The organism is Phragmitibacter flavus, assembly GCF_005780165.1.
Taxonomy (GTDB): domain Bacteria; phylum Verrucomicrobiota; class Verrucomicrobiia; order Verrucomicrobiales; family Verrucomicrobiaceae; genus Phragmitibacter; species Phragmitibacter flavus.
In genome coordinates, this window is the sequence record NZ_VAUV01000001.1 from 289,560 (window position 1) to 308,633 (window position 19,074).

Below are 19,074 nucleotides of genomic sequence, written 5' to 3' on the forward strand. Positions count from 1 at the left end.
AGAAATGTTAGGCGTTTGAATGGGTAGGTTCATGACCAAAGGTTTGGGTGATGGTTTCAATGCTCTGAAAGTATTTCATCGACACCAGCCAGTCGGGAACTGGTTGTCCGGTATGGTCTTCGATGGCACCGATGAGATGAAGGATGGAAAGGCTGTCCAGCCGTCCGGTTTCAAACAACTGCGTGTCGGAACTGACCGGCGGCCAGTCCTGCGGGGTGCGTCCATGAAGGCGGGGTAACTCCTCATTGACCAGAGTCAGCAAAGTCCGGCGCAACGTTTCAGGATCTCGATTTGGATTGGATGACATGATGGGTGACCAGTTCGGTTAAAGGTTTCCAGTCGGCTCTTGGTTGGAGGCAGCAACGGTCCGCGTTGTCCGTGGCATGCTGGCGTGGGTGCAACAGCCCGGGCAGGAAGGATTCGGCATCTTCCAGCACTCGACGAAACAGGACATCGCCGCTCTGCATGACCGATGTTTTGAACATGGCGAAGGTCTCGGCATCAACGATGGCAGGAGCGACGATGCTTCCTGACCGCCAGCCGTTCGAGGTGGGTTCAAAGACGCTCGCAAGATGCTGCAACAACTCGGACAATCGGGGAGCCGCATCTCCCGCACAGCCATGCATCACCCTACCTGATTCCAAAGGTGAATCCACACAGGCTGCCACCACGGCTGCGGCGTATTCGGTGGAGATCAGGTCGACTCTGGTTTGGTCCGAGCCGGGCATCATGGGAATCAGCCCTTTCCACAGCCAGAACAACAAATGATGCATGGCACCGAGTCGCAGAACCGATCCATCCGTTTCACTCCCGGCGACAATGGACAGCCGCACCACTTCCACCGGCAAATCGGAATCAAACACCAGCTCTTCCGCCTCCCATTTGCTTTGCTCATAAGCATTTACAAATCCGATCGGACGCACCAAACGGGCTTCTTCGACCAATCCGACATTCGTTCCACAGACACACGCGGTGCTGACCTGAACGAACTTTTTCAAGAGTGGACAGCGCCTGGCAAACTCGAGCATGCGGGCCGTCCCTTCCACATTCACTTCCCGCAGCGTCGCTAATGGGGCGCGAAATGCGGTGCTCGCTGCGGCGTGAATGATGACTTCAATGTCGGCCGCGAGCTTGTTGGGCAATTCATCGAAATCACCAGGATGAATCTGGACATGAGGCTGATGGAGAGCGTTCACCTTTTCAACATCGCGAACCAGCGCATGCACCTCATGCCCGGCGAGCTGATGCGCCATTTCCTTTCCGAGATTGCCGGTGTATCCGGTGAGCAGGATGTTCATGACTCAATCAGGTGGGTGGTTTCCAAAAGCAACGCTGACCAGCTTGAACCAAATCCGTAAGCGAACAGCAACAGCTTCATGCCCGGCCTCAAACGACCCTGTTGTTTCGCCTGTTCCAGCATCAGAAAACTGTCCGCAGCAACGGTGTGACCGAAACGTTTGACGGGTTCAAACAGGCGCGATTCCGGGATGCCGCACAGTCGCATGAGGATCGGCCAGCTGCTGCGGTTGACCCCGGTGGGGATGACCAGATCAATGTCGGTTGGCTGCAATCCCTGTTGCGCGAGCACTTTGCGGATGGCCAGAACGGCGGTGGGAAAATAGGCGGCGATGATCTCGCTTTGTTTCGCCGGAACATCCCAGTAGTAGCCCTTGCTGATCTGATAAAAACCCAGCCAGCGGTATTGTATATCTTCGCGCGAAAGCACGCAGGCGCAGGCAGCATCGCTGATGAGGTTGTATAAAACCTCCCGCTCCGCTTCTGGAGGAAACACATCCGAACCCACGCACAACACGTTCGAAATGTCGGGCTCTGCCAGAAGCAAGGCCCTCGCCTGTCGCAGCGCACTGAACATGCCTGCGCAACCCTGCTGGGCGATGCCGCAGACCGTGGCGCGATCCATGTTCAACTGCTCCTGCAACCAGCTTCCGCGATAGCAAAATTCATGGAGCACCGTGCTGCCTTCATCGGCGTTTGAAGATGGGCACTGGTGATTTCCCGACAAGGCACTGATCCAAAACAGCACATCCACCTCTTGCGCTTCGAGTGCCGCATTCAACAGCGCCCGCTCCGCAGCGATCCGACCCAACCAACCGGCGTCATCTCCGATCCAGGTGCCATCGAAACCAAACTCACGCAACGTTTTGAAATTCGACGTGGTGGACAGCGCTTCCAATGGCTGGAACTGCTCCGGCAAAGCCGTGGCGAAATGTCGAATGCCGATATCAGGTGCGTTCATCACGACGCCATCATGCGGCAGCGTCAAGCCCGTCCGTTAATCGAAAATCTTTGACCGACCATTGATCCAGGCGATAACCTGCGACCGTGAACGTGCACCACCTTGAGCTGTTTTATTACGTGGCCAAACACCACGGCATCAGTGCCGCTGCGCGTCACATTCCCTACGGCATTCAGCAACCCGCCATCAGCGCCCAGGTCATTAATCTTGAAGACAGCCTTGGGGTCACCTTGTTTCACCGACGTCCGTTTTCCCTCACCCAGGCCGGTCGGGAATTGTTTGCGTTTATCGAACCGTTCTTTGGAAAACTCAGCGACATCGATGCGCGCCTGCGCGGGGGTCGCGTGGTGCGCCTGCGCATTGGCGCACCCGAACCGATCCAGCACAATTACCTGCCTGCGATGTTGCAGACTTTGAAAAAGCGCGTGCCCGAATTGAGTTTCAGCCTCACCTCCGGATTGCAGGATGTGTTTGAGCAACAGCTGCTCGCGCAGGAAATCGACATCGCTTTCACCGGCATCCACGGCAAGCCCGCGCCCGGCATCCAGTGTCAGGAAATGATCCGCATCCCGCTCGCGTTGGTGGTGCGTGAACGCAGCGGATTCAAAAAAGCCCAGCAGCTTTGGGAGATGGATCGCATTGACGAACCCCTTCTCTGCGTGCCCGTTCCAGAGCCCGTCACCACCATCTTTCTGACCGAGTTGCAACGCCGTAAAATCGAATGGTATCCCAGTCTTGAACTGGCTTCGCTGGATCTTGTGGGCCGCTATGTGGCGGAGGGATTTGGCATCGGCCTCACCATCATGCAGCCCGATGTTCCAGCGCCTGCGGGAACGCGATTGATTCCCCTTACCGACTTCCCCGAAGTGCCGTATGCGGCGTTGTGGCTTGGCAAGATCAATCCCTTGCTCGAGACCGTCTTGCGCGAAGCTCGTTCCATCGCCGGCAAAGTATCCTCATTGTCACCCGCTTAAATCATGACTGCGAAAAAAACCGTATTGATCACAGGAGTCAGTCGTGGCTTGGGCCGCGCGATGGTTGATGAATTTATCGATCAAGGATGGACGGTGGCCGGTTGTTGTCGAAGTGCCGCTGCGGTGAAGGAACTGACCCAACAATATCCAGCGCCACATCTATTTGTGCAGGTCGATGTGGCTGATGACTCCGCAGTTGGAAGCTTCTGCGCGAACGTCGTGGAGCGACTTGGCGCACCTGATCTGGTGTTGAACAACGCCGCCGTGATCAACGGCAATGCCCCTCTCTGGGAAGTGCCGGTGCGCGAGTTTGGCGACGTGATCGATATCAACATCAAAGGCACTTATTCGGTGATCCGTCATGTAACTCCTGCGATGCTGAATCGTGGCACTGGAGTCATCGTCAATTTCTCTTCAGGCTGGGGTCGGAGCACCTCACCGGAGGTCGCGCCGTATTGTGCGAGCAAGTATGCCATTGAAGGTTTGTCGAAGGCCATGTCACAGGAAACCGGCGGTCGCGTTGCGGTGGTTGCTTTAAACCCCGGAATTATCGATACTGAAATGCTACGCCGTTGTTTTGGCGACGGGGCAGGAAGTTATGACGATGCCAAAGCCTGGGCGAAACGAGCGGTTCCGTATCTGATGAAGTTGGGTGTGCGCGACAATGGCAAGTCGCTGACGGCACCCTAAGTAATGGTTCACTTGCACAGGTCCACTTGGATTATTACTTATTCTTTGCTTGTATCAGTATCGCGAAAAAGGCTAGAAAGGATGGCAACCACCACGCTATCCCATGAAAAAAACACCTTGGATCATTTATGTTGGAGCAGCACTGACGCTGGCACCCTTGCATGCCCAGTCATATCAAGGAGCAGAAGCTCTCTTAAAACAACTCGAATCTCAGCAGGATGCCGGTGGGACAAAAGAGGGCAAACCGGATGCCGTGGCGGCATTGCTCGCCGAGATCAACAAGTTTCAGGCGGACGCGGCTCAACTTGCGCCCGAGGAAGCTGCGATCAAGTGGTTGGCACTATTCGATGTCTATGCGGCGATTCCCCAGGAGGCACTATATCGTCAAGGCAATCGGGCGGACCGGCTTTCCCTGCAACGATTGATTGAATCCCTCCCACCCAGCAGTGCATGGCCGGCGCTGGCCACGGAAGTAAACAAACGTGTCAAAGATGGCAAGAGTCTCCTTCCGAGCGGTTTGTCTTTACTAACCGCCGTGCTGAATGGAGAGGCAGCCTCGCGCCAAAAAGCCGTGGATGAATTGCTGGCCGCTGTGAAAAAGAAAGCAGGGATGGAGCAATACGTCCGCGATCATCTTGAAGACACCATCACGCAGGTTTCGGCTGCGCTGGTAGACCATAGCGGAACCCCCGAGGAAAAGCTCGCCCAGTTTGAAGACGCGCTGGATGCTTTTGAAAAGAATGACGAACGTCGCACCAATCGTCTTGGCGGGCTTCATGTCCCCAATCTTCTCAAAATCGTGGGCAAAGAGAAGGCGCAGGCCTATCTGTTGCGAAGTTTCAAGTCGAAAGCTGAGCTTGAGATCGATGACAAGGACATGATCAAGCTGGCGGCGGAAACTGCTTTGGCCAACATTGAGGCACTGCCCAAGCCAATCTGGAATTTGGTGCGGGGAGAAGATGACATCGCTTTGTTTGAGGCCTTCCAAAAGAAATTTCCCGAAGCTGAAAAAGACTGGCACCGTGACCACGCCGAAGCCGTCTACCTGCTGGCACTCATCATCAAAGATCGCAGCGATGACGCCGCCAAGTTCATGATGGAATTGCTGGCCAAATCAGAAGACGGAACCATCTCATTGAGCAGCGGAAATTTTGAGGAGTTGCAACGCAAAGGTTACGGCAAACAGGTGCTGACCTTTTTGAAGGACATGCTCGCACGCGATCCTTCGCTGCCATTGTGGTCGGATTTCATCAACCTTTCTGCACAGGAAAGTTCTGCGGCAGATGCTCTCGCTTTCATCAAGACAACGATGACAAAGCCGGACCTCAGTGAAGCCGCGCGAGAAGCTGTCCAACCTTATTATTATGCGGCGCTGCTCTCAGCGGATGAAGTGGACGAAGGCATAAAAATCCTGCGCGCATTGGTGGCGGTAGATCCGTTGATGAAGCCTGACGAAACTGGCGAGGAACTCAAAAAGCGGTTTGAGCGCCTGGGTCTGCCGATGCCTGAAGGAGGTGCCCCTGGCGGCAACACGTTGCGTGCGACCATCGATAAACATCAGCGCCTTTGCGTCCAACTTGCCCGTCTCGGTGTGCTGCTGAAGAAGCCTGAACTTATCAGCGAGGGATTCGATCAGGGGTCGGCCGTATTTGCCAAATTAAGCCCGGCTCAGCTAAGCCAGACCAGCATTCCCAACTTATTGCTGCAGTTGATGGTCGAGAATGGAAAGGGAGTTGAAGCGGAAAAGTTGGTGCTTGAATTTTTAACGGGACAAATCAAGTCCCAAAAGGAACATGGCGATCCCTATCTTAGCAATGGTCCCTATGCACTGAACGCGCTTGCGTATGTCTATCATCAAGCTGGCAGACATGAGGACGTATTGACACTCCTTGATGAAGCCCCTTGGTGGGGTGCACCGGATCTGGCTTACACATCCAGTTCTTCGATGGGTAAAACCTCCCTCCACGCCATGGCAGCGGAGGCGTTGTTGAAGGCGGGCAAAAAAGATCAAGCAAACAAGATCGTTTCCCACATGCTTAGGACATCACCCGGAGATGATGATGCCTACCAGTTGCTCATCGACATTGGTGGAGACGGCGTGATGCAGCAGCTTGATGAAGTCATGAAAGTGGATGCCTTTCAAGAACGTCCGTTAATCTGGAAAGCCAAACTTCAGCTCGAGGCCGGTCAGGTTGATGAAGCAGAAAAATCGGTGCGCGCGGCCATTGCTATTGATCCCAGCGATGGCGAACAGGGCAAGGGCGACCGCATGCGTGCCTACGCAGTGCTTGGTGACATCCTCGAGAAGAAGGGCGATGCCGAGCAGGCGGGGATCATGCGTGGTGCGGTGGCTGCGATCCGGCTTTCCGAAGATGCGGATGACTGGTGGAATGCCGGATTGCTCACTCGTGCGGTAAAAATGTATGAGTCTGCCCTGCACCTCTTTGCCGATGCCTATTGCATCCAGTCGCGGCTCGCTTTGCGATACAGCGAGCTGGGTGAATTCGACAAAGCGGAGCTTCATTATCGTCGTGCGTATGAGCTGATGCCGGACAGCTTTGGACGCATTGAAAGCCACTGCTTTGGTTGTGAAGGCGCGTTCCGCGGAGAACGTGCCCAGAACGTTGCCGACAAGGTATTCACCAAACTGGCCGCCGAGAAACCTGACAAGGCCCAGGTGTTCTATCTACTGGGGTATCTTCGCCAGGCCCAGGGTCGACACGAGGAAGCCGCCGATCAGTATCGCAAGGCCGTGGAGCTTGATCCAGACTATTTCAACGCCTACAAAAAACTGGCGGAGTTGACGGAAGAGATTCATCTGCCGGATGTTGAGCGTGACACGGTGGCGCTGGCGATGTTCCGTCTCGATCCCTACGGCAAGCACGGCGCGGCCGCCCTCTCCAAAATGTCGGATCTCAAGCGTCTTTGGGATACCATTCTGGCTTCGCGAGACAAGTTCCCTACAACCGCTACCAAGTCGGTTTATCGTCTCGAAGCCTCGCGTGAGGCATTGCAACAACGGCAACAAGGGATGGATGTGGATGAGCAATACGCGAGCCGTGGAAATCCAAGGGCGGCATTGTTGCAGCAGTTCTCGTCGCATCCGTTGATTTCCTATGTGGCCTCGCTGCTGGAAGGTTTGCAGCGTCAGAATTGATTGCAACACTTCGAATTTGCTGTTGCAGCATGCCTCCGGCTTGATTTGACTCTTGATGTTTTTGTTTATGATGAACCCCGTCGCCCTCCTCTGCACTGTTGGATTTGGACTTATGAATGTTTCGTTTGCACCGGTTGCCGAAGATCGTGATCACGCTGCGCGGGTCGCTTTCGTGATGAACACGCCGGGTTGTGTGGCGTTTTGGGACTTCGTAAAACGTGAACCGGATGGCAAACAACGCTTCACCGCCCATGTGCCCGCAGGTGCTTCCAACGACTACGCTCTTGATGCGGCGAACTACATCAAGGATTACTGGGGGGAAGGGCGTGAGGCTTCTTATGCGGATTTCCCTCTTCTTGGGCGCGGTCCTTTTGGCGAGGCGATCCAGATTCGCAAGGAAGACGATCCAACTTTCCGCCCTTTTCTCTATGTGCCCCGGGAACGTTTGCATGACTCCCCCATCGACATCAAGGGAGCCAATCAATCGGTGACCGTGGTGGTCTGGGCGATTCGGGAAAGCGGGAATCATGCGCTTGCGGGCATCTGGCATGAAGGCACCGATTTGAAACAGAACGAAACATCTTCGATTCAAAAGGTGGAGCGTGGCCAGCGTCAATACGCGCTTTTTGCCGGACTCAACAAGGCGGGTTCTGCTTGTGGTCATGTTTCAGAGAATGGCGCGAGTTCGTTTCTCAATCGGTATGCTTTGCACAAGTCCAACTCGGCGGACATTTCACCGGCGGTTCCTTCCGACTCCCCGGCTGAGGTGCTTGATGCTTCATGGCAGTGTTTTGCGATGACCTTTGATTATGAACGCGATGAGCTCACCAGTTGGCTGAATGGTCGCTCGGGTGATCGCTGGCTGGACAATCCTCAGAAAGATGGTCTGATCTCCTCCGCCTACAACGCCTGGAAGCAGGGACATCTCAATCGCGAGCCCGGCATGCAACCGGGAGAAGACGCGAACTTTCCAAAAGATCAGTTCTACAATCCGCCGGAAGAGAAAACGGTGTCCGTGAAAGTTCTGCAGGAAAGCGAGGCTGAACGGGTGGAGCTACGTGAGTATCCCTACACGCGTGTGAAGGTCACCCTGAAAAAATCAGCGGCGGGCGACTGGACGCTTGTAGATCGCGATCTGGTGGGGCTGCGGCTCAATCCTTGGTGGTATCCGCACGATCTCTATACTCCGGCCAGTGATGGCAGTGGCGGACCATTCACCATTGGACGGGTCATCCACAGCTCGCGCAGCGTTGGGTTCACTGGCTGGATCGGTGGCGTGGCGGTGTTCAACCGAGCCTTGAGCGGGGACGAATTGAAGGCGCTTCCTGCCGTGGCTTCAAAACCTAAACAGTGATTTGGAGTGCGGTGCTCGGCACCGTTTTGGTTGGGGAGGCCATGTTGCTTGTAGCGTCCGGCGAGCCAAAGCGCCGAGAATCGGCGCACTCCTCAACGACTACTTGCCCTTCTTGGCGTCGTCTTTCTGAAGTTCGAGCACAAAAATCAACTGCCCGACGCCCCATTTGGGTCCGCTGATAAAGAGGGGACTGTCGGGACGGAGGACAGTGTCGGTCTTGACCAGCACCTGCTGTCCGCGCCAGAACTGAATGTGGAGATTCAACCCATTGTTTTCAGTTGCTCCCTTGGAGTCCAGTTTCAGGAAGACTTCACGAGAAGGAACCACCCAAGACTCGTATTCGCGGAACACTACCTGGGTATGCTGACCAATCACTTCGAACCTTTCAAAAGGAAACGCCTTGGCCAGCCGTTTGCTCAAACCCGGAAATTCCGGGGGATCGACTGGTGCCGGTTTGTCCGGGTTGGCGGCACTGGCGTAGACCAATGCGCCCCAGACGCTTCCGTCTTTAGCCGCTTCCACACCAGGGGTGGGCGCAGGACTGGGTGACGGGTTGGATGCCGGGGCGGGGGTGGAGGCTGAGGCTGAGGAAGCAGGTGGATCTACCGTCTGTGCGTTCACGCGCACATCGACGCTCATGGTCGCGCCAGCAACGAGGACACTGATCGTTAATGACGCAAAAAATAACTGGGGATGTGGCATGAACATGAAGTGGAGGATCAATCGGCAAACAGGTCACGCATCAACGGCTGGCGAAGATGGGTTGATCGCGTCCGTTTTTGGACATGACCAGCAGCACCGAACCTTTTTCGTCGAACAACGTCGTGGCCGTGCGGTCAACGCCCATCTCACTGTGATGGACGTTGATTCCGGCGATGTCGTAGTCCGCAGGGATGCTTTCCAAACCTTCCAGCATCAACACGGTGGCATCGGCGGCATCGCTGCGATAGGCGCTGGCCTGGATGCTCGGGTTGGGGGCGTAGAAGCTAAGGATCTGCGTGGTCGGGCGGTCCTGACGCGCAACAAACAAGGCGATGGTGATGGCGGAAGCCAGTCCGGCAAGCGCCCAGGGCGAGCGCAACCAGCTGAACCAACCGGCGGCAGTGACACTGGTCGCGGCCGGAACGTGAGCGCGTTCTTCAGCACGCTGCAAGTCGGCGATGCGTTCCTGGATTTGCGTATTGAAGAAGTCGGCGTGCGGAACTTCGCGTTCCATGCTGACGTGATCTCGCAGGGCGGCGCTGATCTTGCGCATGGTGTCAGCCTCCTCGCGCAGGGCGGGGTCGGCAGCCATCATGGCCTCAAAGCGGGTGGTTTCCTGCTCACTGAGCTCACCGTCGAGCCAGCGGGCTAGCAATTGATCATCAGGCGTTTTCATAGGTGTCCTTTAACAGTTCTTGGAGTTTTTTTCGGGCGTAAAAGAGGCGGCTCATCACCGTGCCCACGGTGGATTGCATGATTTCGGCGATTTCTTCGTAGCTGTTGCCTTCCACCTCGCGGAGGAGGATGGCGGTGCGGTGGTCGGGAGAAAGTTGGGCGATGGCTTGGTGGATACGTTTGCCAATCTCCTGATTTTTCATGGCTTCATCAGGTGCCGGATCAGACTTTGGCACCGCCTCGGCCCCCACCGCGATGGCCGCGTTGATTTCGTCATTGAACTCGCCATCGCCCTGGATTTTGCGTTTGCGCATCCAGTCGTAGGCGACGTTGTGCGTGATGCGGTAAATCCAGGTGTAAAAGGCCGAGTCGCCCTTGAAGGAGCCAAGCGCCCGCCACGCCTTGATGAAGGCGTTCTGGGCGAGATCCCAGGCGTCTTGTTCGTTGTGGACGAGATGGTAGCACATACCGTAAACCTTTCCGCGATAGCGGGTGACCAGCAGATCAAACGCTTTCGCATTGCCCTGCTGGGCCTGCCGGACCAGGTCAGCATCCGACAGCTCAACATCGGGTGGGCTGCTTGCAGAAGATGACATGATGGTAGGCGAAGAGTAGGACGAGGGTTGGGCCATGGTTATTCAAACAGAAATTTACAAAGTAACAAGTCCGACGGTGGATGTTGGGAAGTTCACTGCCGTGACGGTGAAAGTGGCCCGGAGGACATCCGCGCATGGACTCGAGTCTGTCTGGATGAGCACCGCTCAATTCGAGCGACAGTGTAATTTCGAACAACGTGCATGCGAACCATTCTGAAACACGGGTCCACATTCTTAATTTGCCATCGGCAGCATTCTGTTTAACGTATTTACCCCCTGCGCCTATTGCCTTGCCTGAAAGCGCGGCGGATTCCCGTTCCGTTCCCCTGTCATTCGCATTCTGTTTTTTCTCCATTCCGACCGTTTCTATGAACATCACGCTCGAAACCCAGCCCAATTGCCGCGCCGTCATCCACGTTGAGATTCCCTCCAGCGATGTGCAACGCGAACGCGATTCCGTCACCACCAACTACGTGCGCTACGCCAAGCTGCCAGGCTTCCGCCCAGGCAAGGCTCCGAAAGCCGTGGTCGCGAAGAAATATCAGCCACAGATCCGCGAAGAGTTGGAGCAGGCTCTTGTCCGTCTCGGCTATCAGGAAGCGGCCAAGCGCAATGATGTGGATATCTTGAACGTGTTGAACGTCAAAGACCAGTCGCTGCATCAGGATGAGTCGTTCACCTTCTCCCTTGAAGTCAGCACGGTTCCAAAATTCGAACTGCCGGAATACAAAGGCATCGCGGTGAAACTTCCTCGCGTGGAAGTCGGCGATGACGATGTGGAGCACGAATTGCTTCACCTTCGCGAGCGTTACCAGACTTTTAAAGATGTCGAGCGCCCAGCCGCCATCGGTGACTTCGCGGTGGTCACCGCCGAAGGCACCGTCGACGGACAACTGGTTGCCGACGCGTTCCCTGAGGCACCAGCATTCCTCAAGAAGATGGACGGCAACTGGCTGGAACTCACCGAAGAGGAGAGCTTCCTCCCTGGCTTTTTCGCCGCGTTGGTCGGCATCAGCAAGGACGAGGAGCGCAGCGTGACCATCGAGGTGCCTGAAGATTTCCCGTTCGAAGCCGCCCGTGGCAAGAGCCTGGTTTTCAATGTCAAATGCAGCGGCGTGAAGGAGAAGGAACTGCCTCCCTTGGACGAAGATTTTGCCAAGAAGGTGAACCCGGAGTGGGACCTTGAGCGGCTGCGCACCGAAGTAAAAGCCGCCGTGACGCAACGGCGTGAGCGCTCCCGCGAAGAAGCCAAAACCAATCAGGTCTTGGAGTTTTTGACCGAACGTCTTGAGTTTGAACTTCCTCAGGAAGCCGTGAACCGCGAGGCCCAACGCCGCACCAACGAAATCGCCAGCAACGCGCTTCGTCAGGGCATGGACCAGCAGGCGATCATGGAAGCCCAGGAGCAGATCGTCAGCGCAGCGACCCAGCAGGCTCGCCAAAACGTCAAGGTGGACTTCATCCTTAGCGAGATCGCCAAACGCGAAAACATCTCGGTCACCGAAGAGCAACTCCGCCGCGCATTGGCCCAGATCGCCATGCAGGAACGCATTGCTCCGAAAAAGCTTCTCAACGACGCCCGCAAAAATGGGCTTATCGAACGCCTTCGTGCGGATTTGTTGATCCAGAACTCGATCCAATTCTTGAAAGAGCAAGCCGCCATCGAAGAAGTTGAACCGGAAAAAGAAGACTGCGGGCACAAGCATTAATCACCAGGCGTGAATCGCCAGGCGATAGAAATTAATTGAATGAAAATGGCGGCCACTAGACTGGCCGCCATTTTTTGTCGCGCTGGGGCATCCTGCAAGACATCGACAACCGTTTTCACCAATCAGGTTGAAAACCCATTCGTGGCGTCTCCGACTTTTCTTACTGCAAATGCCGTCTGAGACACCAACCCCGGACTCAGAATTCGGGTTCGGTCGCGAAGGATCAATGCGTGCGCTTGCGCAGCATCGGAACCACCAGCGTGCCGACGGTGATAGCGCCCCGCGCGAGCTTGCCAAGCGGTCCGGGGATGCGGGTGGAAAGCCGGGTGAGGAGAGTAAAAGCACCAGCGCTCAAAGCGAATTTGGCACCTTGGCGGAGAAGATCACGGGTGGCGGGTTTCATGGCAGAGAAAAGAATTTGGAAGGCGCTTCAATGCACCGTCCATCTCTCATTAAAACGTGCCGATCCTAAAATTAGGATGTCGCCATTTTCACTCGCTTTGATTCAAGGTGGCAACAGGTGCGGCGGAGGCAGCGGACCAGGAAGGATGTCCACCCGCGCGCCAGTGCCGACCTGATCATACAACCAGGCGATCTGCCGTGACCCCATGCGCACGCAGCCATAACTCGCTGCCGAGCCAAGCCGGGATTCTTCGGCCGTTCCATGGATGTAAATGTAGCGGTCGTAGGCCCGGGCATTCTGTGGCTCCAACCCTTTCAGCCAGAGAATACGCGTGACAATCGGATCACGCCCGGGGGCATTGACCGGAACAATTTCGCCCGTCGGTTTGCGATCTTTCAAGCGCATGCCCAGCGGAAGTCCGTCGCCCACTTTCTTGGCAATCTTCATGCGTCCCAGCGGGGTGTAATTGCTGCCGGGATAGTCTCCGAGACCAAATTTGGAAGTGCTTATCGGAAACGTGGCAATCGGCCGGCCTTCTTCAAGCAGGGCCATGCGTTGTTCCGCCACGCTGACCACCAGCCGATGTTTGGTGTCCGCGCAACTTGAGAGCAGCATCAGGATGAGTGAACTCATCAGCAAAGGACGAACAAGACAAAACAGCGGCGACATGGCGCTGATCATGCCACAAAACAGACGGAGTTCAAAAGAAGAAGGTCATCGGGTCATTCCATCCCGGGCGGCTTGCGGGTCTCCTGTCCGACAAAAATCAGGCAGTCATTTGGATCGTTGATGTGGAACTCGGTCATGCCATAGTCGCGCTCTGACAGTTCGGTGATCTTATACTGGCCCCGGTAAGCTTGAACGTGCTGCCAGAGAGGCCCGATGTCGTCGACTTCGATGTAGATCTCCGTGTGGCCACGCACGGCTTTCATCACGGATTCGTCATCCGCCTTCATGAAGTGAACGGTGGCGCCATCTTTTTCGATGATGGAATATTGGGCGGATCGCATGCAAACCGTGAAGCCCAATACCGAGGCGTAAAAGTCCAGCGTTTCATCCATGTCCGCCACCGCCAGCATGGGGCTGATGACCTTTACTTTGGAGTTCTTTCCGGAGTTGCTCATGGAGTGGTCGTTCGAATTCTTCGAGAACATGTTTCGCGATAGATTGCCTTGAATGCACGCTTTATGTTCCGATGAGGACAACGATTTTCTCTTTCCTGCTTATTCCGTTCCTGGCTTCAGCAGAAATGATCGAAGCCGACCTGTTGATCGTTGGAGGTGATGAATCGGGATGTGCTGCAGCCGTGCAGGCGGCCCGTCTTGGGGTGAAGAACATCGTGGTCGTCAATGACATCGACTGGCTCGGCGGACAGTTCTGCACGCAGGGCATCGGACCGATCGACGAATGGACCATGGTCGAAGGCAAACGCACCGAATTTCCGGCCAGTGGACCATTCCTCGAAATCCTCGAACGCATCCACGCGCACAACCGCAAGACCTATGGACTTGCCCGACCCGGCAACAGTTGGTGCGGCAGCAACACCATCGAACCCCGGGCCGCCGCGCAGATTTTTGAAGACTGGTTGGCTCCTTATGCATCGCAAATCCGGGTGATCAAAGGCTGGGAGCCTGTGAAGGTTCGTGTGGAGAACGGAACAGTGCAGGGTGTAAATTTTCGCCGGGTGGATGGAGGCTCTGATGACAGTCTCACCATTACCGCGAAACTTACCGTGGATTCCAGCGACTGGGGCGATGTCATCCGACTCAGCGGAGCGGGTTACATGGCGGGACCCGACCTCAAATCGCGCTTCAACGAGCCCAGCGCTCCCGATGTCCTTGAACCCGGTGGTCATCAGGAAATGAATCCCATTTCCTGGTGTCCGCTGCTGCGTGAGGCAGGCAAGGACAGCACCATTCCAAAACCGCTGCGTTATGATGAACGATCTTTCGCCGATTGGAAAAAAGCACCGCCATGGGTGGATTGGGACGGCAGCGGCGGGATTTATAACTCCAGTGGTTGGTGCATCTACACGCATCGTCGCATGGTCGATCGTTATCATCACGAGCTCGCACCTGGCACCGAAGCCGTCATCCTCAACTGGCCAGCCCATGATTATCCGCTCAGCACGCTTCCAAAACAGGTGGTGGATGCGTTGGAACAAAACGAAACCGGTGCTTCGGAGAAGAACATTGTCGACATGACGCCCGCCCAACGCCGGATCGTCTTCGCCGATGCAAAACAACGCGCATTGGAGTTTGTTTATTGGCTGCAAACGGCGGTTCATGATCGCGTTGGCGACTACCCCCAATCTTTTCGCTACATGAAACTCGCGGACGACTACGGCACCAGCGATCAGCTTCCCCCCAAACCTTACATTCGCGAAGGTCTGCGTCTCGAAGCGTTATACGTTATGCGCGAACAGGACGTGCGCACCGAATCCAAAGAACCTCGCTGGGCCAAAACCATGGTGCCCGATGGAGTTTTTGGATGGCAGTTCAACCTCGATTTCCATCCCACGCGTCGGAACTTTGTGGACAACGATCCGACTCAACCCTGGCAGGCAAAACACTATGGCACCCGCAACTGGTCGACGGACACCGATCGCGCCATGTTCCCTCTGCGGAGCCTGGTGCCCGTAAAGTTGGATGGTCTGCTCGGTTGTTCCAAAAACATCGGCGTCACCAGCATGGTTCAGTCCGCCGTGCGGCTTCACGGTCAAATGATGCATGTCGGCACCGCTGTTGGAACCGTCGCCGCATTGTCCCTTCGTGATGGAATCTCACCGCGTGAAATCGCGGCTTCACCCCAACGCATTCGCGAGGTTCAAACCCGGCTGGTGCGCGGAGCAGACGGTCATGGCACTCTGCTGTGGCCATGGCAGGATGTCCGGCCTGACGAACCCCATTTTGAAGCTGCCAATCTGCTGACCGTCGCTGGAATCTGGCGCGCCGACCCGGAGGATGTCCATTTCCGGCCACATCAAATCGTCACCCGCCGCGAACTCGCCTCCGCGCTCGCCCGCCTTTGCCGCGCTTTGCCCGATGCCAAAGATTGGCCGGAGCTGAAACCCACTTCGCCCTACACCGATGTTGCCGATACCGACAAGGACCGCCCATTGATTGAAGCCATGATCTCGTGGGGCAACTTCGGTCCGCAGCAGCCCACCTTCCATCCCGACGAACCCACCACCTGGGCGACCCTGCATCGCTGGCTGGCAGCATTGGACCTGCCGGTGTTTGCCTCCCTGGTTCACCGCAACAATGGTGCCCAACCGCTGAATCGGGCCGAATGTGTGGACTATCTCCACCGCGTCCTGCAAAAACGCGGCGAGTTTTTCCCACCGGACTTCAACGTCGGAGATCCCAACGATGCATTGCCATGGGATCGCGACAACAACAGCGTTCCTGATCGCCTGCAACCGCCATCGTGAGATTTGCGATCCCGTATCCTCCCTTCGTCCCAACGGGACGACTCATAAGAGCCCGGCACAAGGTGCCGGGTTCGCTTGCGCAGGGGTAGCGTCCTGTTGGGACGCCTCATGCACAACGGGGGTCGCCTTCTCACCTCGCATGAAGCGTCCCTGCAGGACGCCACCCATCTCTCGGCCAAAAACCTGGCACTGCGTGCCAGGCTTTTATGAGCCGTCCCCACGGGACAGAAAACTCACACAAACGATCGACCGCCCATCCCGCCACCCCCATCCCGCCACCCATTTCTCCATTGACCATCTTGTGAATCCGTGCAAAACATATCAACGTATCAGTATTCGTCTATATTAAATCTGCGAACCATCCATGTCCCGTTCCTACATCTTCTCCTCTGAATCCGTCGGCGAAGGCCACCCTGACAAAGTTGCCGATACCATCTCCGATGCCATCCTCGATGCCTGCCTGGCCATCGATCCGAAAAGCCGCGTTGCCTGCGAAACCTTCGTGAAAAGCAATGTCGTCGTTGTTGGTGGTGAAATCACCATCCCCAAACTTCAGAACAAGAAAAAAGGCACCACCAAGCCCATCGACGACGTCATCAACGTCGGCGCGGTCATCCGTGAAGCCGTCCGCGGCATCGGTTACACCAACAGCGACGACGTGTTCCACGCCGACCAGATTTTCATCAACAACTACCTCACCATCCAGAGCCCCGACATCGCCCAAGGCGTTGACGCCGCTGAAGCCGATGGCAAAAAACACGCCGAACAAGGTGCTGGCGACCAAGGCATCATGTTCGGTTACGCCTGCGATGAAACGCCTGAGCTCATGCCTGCGCCGATCATGTTCGCCCACCGTCTTGGCCGCGAACTGACCCGCATCCGCAAGGCCGGCAAACTCGCCAAATGGCTGCGTCCCGACGCCAAGTCCCAGGTCTCCGTGGAATACGTCGACGGCAAACCCACCCGCATCGTCAACGTCGTCATCTCCACCCAGCACGCCGCTGACGTGAGCCACGCAGAGATCGAAAAATTCTGCATCGAGCAGGTGATCAAAAAGGTCCTTCCGAAGGACATGCTCACCAAAGACACCGAATACCTCATCAACCCGACTGGCAAGTTCGTCATCGGCGGACCTCAAGGCGACAGCGGCCTCACCGGACGCAAAATCATCGTCGACACCTACGGCGGCATGGGCCGTCACGGCGGCGGTGCCTTCTCCGGCAAAGACCCCTCCAAAGTTGACCGCTCCGCCGCCTACATGGGCCGCTGGGTTGCCAAAAACATCGTCGCAGCCGGCCTCGCCACCAAGTGCGAAATCCAGTTCGCCTACGCCATCGGCCACCCACAACCTGTCAGCGTCCACGTCGACACCTTCGGCACCGGCACCGTCTCCGACGACGCCATCCTTGCCGCCGTGCTTGAAGTGTTCTCCTTCAAACCCGCCGATATTGTCAAACAACTCAACCTGCTGCGCCCCATCTACAGCAAATCCACCAACTACGGTCACTTCGGTAAAGACGACGCCGACCTGACCTGGGAAAGCACCAGCAAAGCTGACGCTCTCAAAAAAGCCGTCAAATAAGCAACCCTCAGAAATCCGACAACGGAATCCTAACCTACTAATCATCATGTCTGACCGCAAAATTGACTATCACGTAAAAGATATCGCCCTCGCCGAATTCGGCCGCAAGGAACTCGACATCGCCGAGCACGAAATGCCCGGCCTTATCGCCACCCGCGAAAAATACGGCCCGAAAAAGCCGCTCCAAGGCGTGCGCATCACCGGCTCCCTTCACATGACCATTCAAACCGGCGTGCTGATCGAGACCCTCACCGAACTCGGCGCCGACGTGCGCTGGGCTTCCTGCAACATCTTCTCCACCCAGGACCAAGCCGCCGCCGCCATCGCAGCCTCCGGTGTTCCTGTCTTCGCCTGGAAAGGTGAAACCCTTGAAGAATACTGGGATTGCACCTGGAAAGCCATCGTGTTCCCCGGCGACAAAGGCCCTCAGCTCATCGTCGATGACGGCGGCGACGTCACCCTCCTCATCCACAAAGGTTATGAGATGGAAAACGGCGACACCTGGATCGACACCCCTTCCGACAACCACGAAGTGAAGGTCATCAAGGACCTCCTCAAGAAGATCAAGGTCGAACAGCCCGGCATCTTCCACGAGATCGTCAAAGAACTCAAAGGCGTGTCCGAAGAGACCACCACCGGTGTGCATCGCCTCTATGAAATGGCCAATGCAGGCAAACTCCTGTTCCCCGCCATCAACGTCAATGACTCCGTCACCAAATCCAAGTTCGACAACCTCTATGGCTGCCGCGAATCCCTCCTCGATGGCATCAAGCGTGCCACCGACGTGATGATCGCCGGCAAAGTCGGCGTTGTCTGCGGATACGGCGATGTCGGTAAAGGCTGCGCTGCTGCTCTTCGCGGCATGGGCGCCCAAGTTATCGTCACCGAAATCGACCCTGTCTGCGCTCTTCAGGCCGCCATGGAAGGTTACCGCGTGATGCCGATTGAAGACACCCTTGGCACCGGCGACATCTATGTCACCACCACCGGCAACAAAGACATCATCACCGCCGATCACATGGTGAAGATGAAAGACCAGGCCATCGTTTGTAACATTGGTCACTTCGACAACGAGATCCAGGTCGACAAACTTGAGAAACTCGACGGCATCAAGAAGCTCAACATCAAACCTCAGGTCGACAAATACACCTTCCCTGCCGGCAACAGCATTTATATGTTGGCTGAAGGCCGTTTGGTAAACCTTGGTTGCGCCACCGGCCACCCAAGCTTCGTCATGAGCAACAGCTTCACCAACCAGACCCTCGCCCAAATCGAGCTCTGGGAAACCAAGGACAGCCGCCCGATTGGCGTCACCGTCCTTCCGAAGAAACTCGACGAAGAAGTCGCCCGTCTCCACCTTGAGAAGATCGGTGTCAAACTCACCGTGTTGAGCAAAGACCAGGCCGACTACATCGGCGTCCCCGTCGACGGCCCTTACAAGCCTGAGCACTACCGCTATTAAGCCTCACGGCTTCTCAGTTCGTTGTAGCATCAATTCCCAAAACGGATGGTCGAAAGGCCATCCGTTTTTTTGCGCTTGCT

At 56.1% G+C, this 19,074-nt stretch carries 17 protein-coding genes; 8 read left to right on the forward strand and 9 right to left on the reverse strand.

All coding sequences use genetic code 11. From position 1 onward, the window contains the following. Positions 1 to 7 precede the first annotated feature (7 nt). From FEM03_RS01255 to FEM03_RS01265, 3 genes are read right to left on the reverse strand one after another with little or no spacing between them, the layout of a single operon-like run. Positions 8 to 307, reverse strand: a complete 300-nt coding sequence (locus FEM03_RS01255; protein WP_138084354.1) for a phosphopantetheine-binding protein — start codon at positions 305 to 307, stop codon at positions 8 to 10. Further along, entirely contained in the window at positions 279 to 1,298 is a 1,020-nt protein-coding gene (locus FEM03_RS01260; protein WP_138084355.1) for an SDR family oxidoreductase, read from the reverse strand. The genes FEM03_RS01255 and FEM03_RS01260 overlap by 29 nt, the downstream gene beginning before the upstream one ends. Further along, a complete protein-coding gene (locus FEM03_RS01265; RefSeq protein ID WP_138084356.1) occupies positions 1,295 to 2,257 on the reverse strand; it encodes a 3-oxoacyl-ACP synthase III family protein in 963 nt (320 codons plus the stop codon). The genes FEM03_RS01260 and FEM03_RS01265 overlap by 4 nt, the downstream gene beginning before the upstream one ends. 86 nt (positions 2,258 to 2,343) lie before the next feature. Between FEM03_RS01265 and FEM03_RS01270 the strand changes: the two genes are divergently transcribed. The 4 genes from FEM03_RS01270 (at position 2,344) to FEM03_RS01285 (ending at position 8,432) form a co-directional block, all read left to right on the forward strand. After that, positions 2,344 to 3,231: a LysR family transcriptional regulator gene (locus FEM03_RS01270; RefSeq protein WP_138084357.1), complete on the forward strand. Its 888-nt coding sequence runs from the start codon at positions 2,344 to 2,346 to the stop codon at positions 3,229 to 3,231. Between the two features lie 3 nt (positions 3,232 to 3,234). Further along, positions 3,235 to 3,921 carry an SDR family oxidoreductase gene (locus FEM03_RS01275; RefSeq protein ID WP_138084358.1) on the forward strand — a complete coding sequence of 229 codons (687 nt, stop codon included), beginning with the start codon at positions 3,235 to 3,237 and terminating at the stop codon, positions 3,919 to 3,921. 103 nt (positions 3,922 to 4,024) lie between these two features. Next, positions 4,025 to 7,078 carry a tetratricopeptide repeat protein gene (locus FEM03_RS01280; RefSeq protein WP_138084359.1) on the forward strand — a complete coding sequence of 1,018 codons (3,054 nt, stop codon included), beginning with the start codon at positions 4,025 to 4,027 and terminating at the stop codon, positions 7,076 to 7,078. 112 nt (positions 7,079 to 7,190) lie between these two features. Continuing rightward, positions 7,191 to 8,432: a hypothetical protein gene (locus FEM03_RS01285; RefSeq protein ID WP_343162099.1), complete on the forward strand. Its 1,242-nt coding sequence runs from the start codon at positions 7,191 to 7,193 to the stop codon at positions 8,430 to 8,432. A gap of 99 nt (positions 8,433 to 8,531) precedes the next feature. Here FEM03_RS01285 and FEM03_RS01290 read toward each other — a convergent pair whose 3' ends face one another. Genes FEM03_RS01290 through FEM03_RS01300 form a run of 3 tightly spaced genes read right to left on the reverse strand, consistent with a single transcriptional unit; the run spans position 8,532 to position 10,405 of the window. Then, the gene (locus FEM03_RS01290; RefSeq protein WP_138084360.1) at positions 8,532 to 9,134 is read right to left on the reverse strand and encodes a hypothetical protein; all 603 of its coding nucleotides are present in this window, start codon (positions 9,132 to 9,134) and stop codon (positions 8,532 to 8,534) included. Positions 9,135 to 9,174: 40 nt separating this feature from the next. Then, the gene (locus FEM03_RS01295; protein WP_138084361.1) at positions 9,175 to 9,810 is read right to left on the reverse strand and encodes an anti-sigma factor family protein; all 636 of its coding nucleotides are present in this window, start codon (positions 9,808 to 9,810) and stop codon (positions 9,175 to 9,177) included. Further along, positions 9,797 to 10,405 (reverse strand): sigma-70 family RNA polymerase sigma factor, encoded by a 609-nt coding sequence (locus tag FEM03_RS01300; RefSeq protein ID WP_138084362.1) that lies wholly within the window; start codon positions 10,403 to 10,405, stop codon positions 9,797 to 9,799. The genes FEM03_RS01295 and FEM03_RS01300 overlap by 14 nt, the downstream gene beginning before the upstream one ends. 368 nt (positions 10,406 to 10,773) lie before the next feature. Between FEM03_RS01300 and tig the strand changes: the two genes are divergently transcribed. Beyond that, positions 10,774 to 12,114 (forward strand): trigger factor, encoded by a 1,341-nt coding sequence (tig, locus tag FEM03_RS01305; protein ID WP_138084363.1) that lies wholly within the window; start codon positions 10,774 to 10,776, stop codon positions 12,112 to 12,114. A gap of 223 nt (positions 12,115 to 12,337) precedes the next feature. On the opposite strand, the gene FEM03_RS01310 is transcribed toward tig, so the two are convergent. From FEM03_RS01310 to FEM03_RS01320, 3 genes are all read right to left on the reverse strand, one after another. After that, positions 12,338 to 12,517 carry a hypothetical protein gene (locus tag FEM03_RS01310; protein ID WP_138084364.1) on the reverse strand — a complete coding sequence of 60 codons (180 nt, stop codon included), beginning with the start codon at positions 12,515 to 12,517 and terminating at the stop codon, positions 12,338 to 12,340. A gap of 102 nt (positions 12,518 to 12,619) precedes the next feature. Continuing rightward, positions 12,620 to 13,150, reverse strand: coding sequence for a L,D-transpeptidase (locus FEM03_RS01315; protein ID WP_166442532.1), 531 nt, complete (start codon positions 13,148 to 13,150; stop codon positions 12,620 to 12,622). 89 nt (positions 13,151 to 13,239) lie between these two features. Further along, positions 13,240 to 13,641: a VOC family protein gene (locus FEM03_RS01320; protein ID WP_166442533.1), complete on the reverse strand. Its 402-nt coding sequence runs from the start codon at positions 13,639 to 13,641 to the stop codon at positions 13,240 to 13,242. A 125-nt stretch (positions 13,642 to 13,766) separates the two neighbouring features. Between FEM03_RS01320 and FEM03_RS01325 the strand changes: the two genes are divergently transcribed. The 3 genes from FEM03_RS01325 (at position 13,767) to ahcY (ending at position 18,994) form a co-directional block, all read left to right on the forward strand. Continuing rightward, positions 13,767 to 15,950: an FAD-dependent oxidoreductase gene (locus FEM03_RS01325; RefSeq protein WP_240772633.1), complete on the forward strand. Its 2,184-nt coding sequence runs from the start codon at positions 13,767 to 13,769 to the stop codon at positions 15,948 to 15,950. A 364-nt stretch (positions 15,951 to 16,314) separates the two neighbouring features. After that, positions 16,315 to 17,532: a methionine adenosyltransferase gene (metK, locus tag FEM03_RS01330; protein WP_138084368.1), complete on the forward strand. Its 1,218-nt coding sequence runs from the start codon at positions 16,315 to 16,317 to the stop codon at positions 17,530 to 17,532. 46 nt (positions 17,533 to 17,578) lie between these two features. Beyond that, entirely contained in the window at positions 17,579 to 18,994 is a 1,416-nt protein-coding gene (gene ahcY, locus FEM03_RS01335) for an adenosylhomocysteinase (protein ID WP_138084369.1), read from the forward strand. Positions 18,995 to 19,074: the final 80 nt, after the last annotated feature.

Coding starts and splice junctions, on each gene's coding strand:
- FEM03_RS01255 (WP_138084354.1), bottom strand. CDS start 307: ATGTCATCCAATCCAAATCGAGATCCTGAAACGTTGCGCCGGACTTTG.
- FEM03_RS01260 (WP_138084355.1), bottom strand. CDS start 1,298: ATGAACATCCTGCTCACCGGATACACCGGCAATCTCGGAAAGGAAATG.
- FEM03_RS01265 (WP_138084356.1), bottom strand. CDS start 2,257: ATGAACGCACCTGATATCGGCATTCGACATTTCGCCACGGCTTTGCCG.
- FEM03_RS01275 (WP_138084358.1), top strand. CDS start 3,235: ATGACTGCGAAAAAAACCGTATTGATCACAGGAGTCAGTCGTGGCTTG.
- FEM03_RS01280 (WP_138084359.1), top strand. CDS start 4,025: ATGAAAAAAACACCTTGGATCATTTATGTTGGAGCAGCACTGACGCTG.
- FEM03_RS01285 (WP_343162099.1), top strand. CDS start 7,191: ATGAATGTTTCGTTTGCACCGGTTGCCGAAGATCGTGATCACGCTGCG.
- FEM03_RS01290 (WP_138084360.1), bottom strand. CDS start 9,134: ATGCCACATCCCCAGTTATTTTTTGCGTCATTAACGATCAGTGTCCTC.
- FEM03_RS01295 (WP_138084361.1), bottom strand. CDS start 9,810: ATGAAAACGCCTGATGATCAATTGCTAGCCCGCTGGCTCGACGGTGAG.
- FEM03_RS01300 (WP_138084362.1), bottom strand. CDS start 10,405: ATGTCATCTTCTGCAAGCAGCCCACCCGATGTTGAGCTGTCGGATGCT.
- tig (WP_138084363.1), top strand. CDS start 10,774: ATGAACATCACGCTCGAAACCCAGCCCAATTGCCGCGCCGTCATCCAC.
- FEM03_RS01310 (WP_138084364.1), bottom strand. CDS start 12,517: ATGAAACCCGCCACCCGTGATCTTCTCCGCCAAGGTGCCAAATTCGCT.
- FEM03_RS01315 (WP_166442532.1), bottom strand. CDS start 13,150: ATGAGTTCACTCATCCTGATGCTGCTCTCAAGTTGCGCGGACACCAAA.
- FEM03_RS01320 (WP_166442533.1), bottom strand. CDS start 13,641: ATGAGCAACTCCGGAAAGAACTCCAAAGTAAAGGTCATCAGCCCCATG.
- FEM03_RS01325 (WP_240772633.1), top strand. CDS start 13,767: ATGATCGAAGCCGACCTGTTGATCGTTGGAGGTGATGAATCGGGATGT.
- metK (WP_138084368.1), top strand. CDS start 16,315: ATGTCCCGTTCCTACATCTTCTCCTCTGAATCCGTCGGCGAAGGCCAC.
- ahcY (WP_138084369.1), top strand. CDS start 17,579: ATGTCTGACCGCAAAATTGACTATCACGTAAAAGATATCGCCCTCGCC.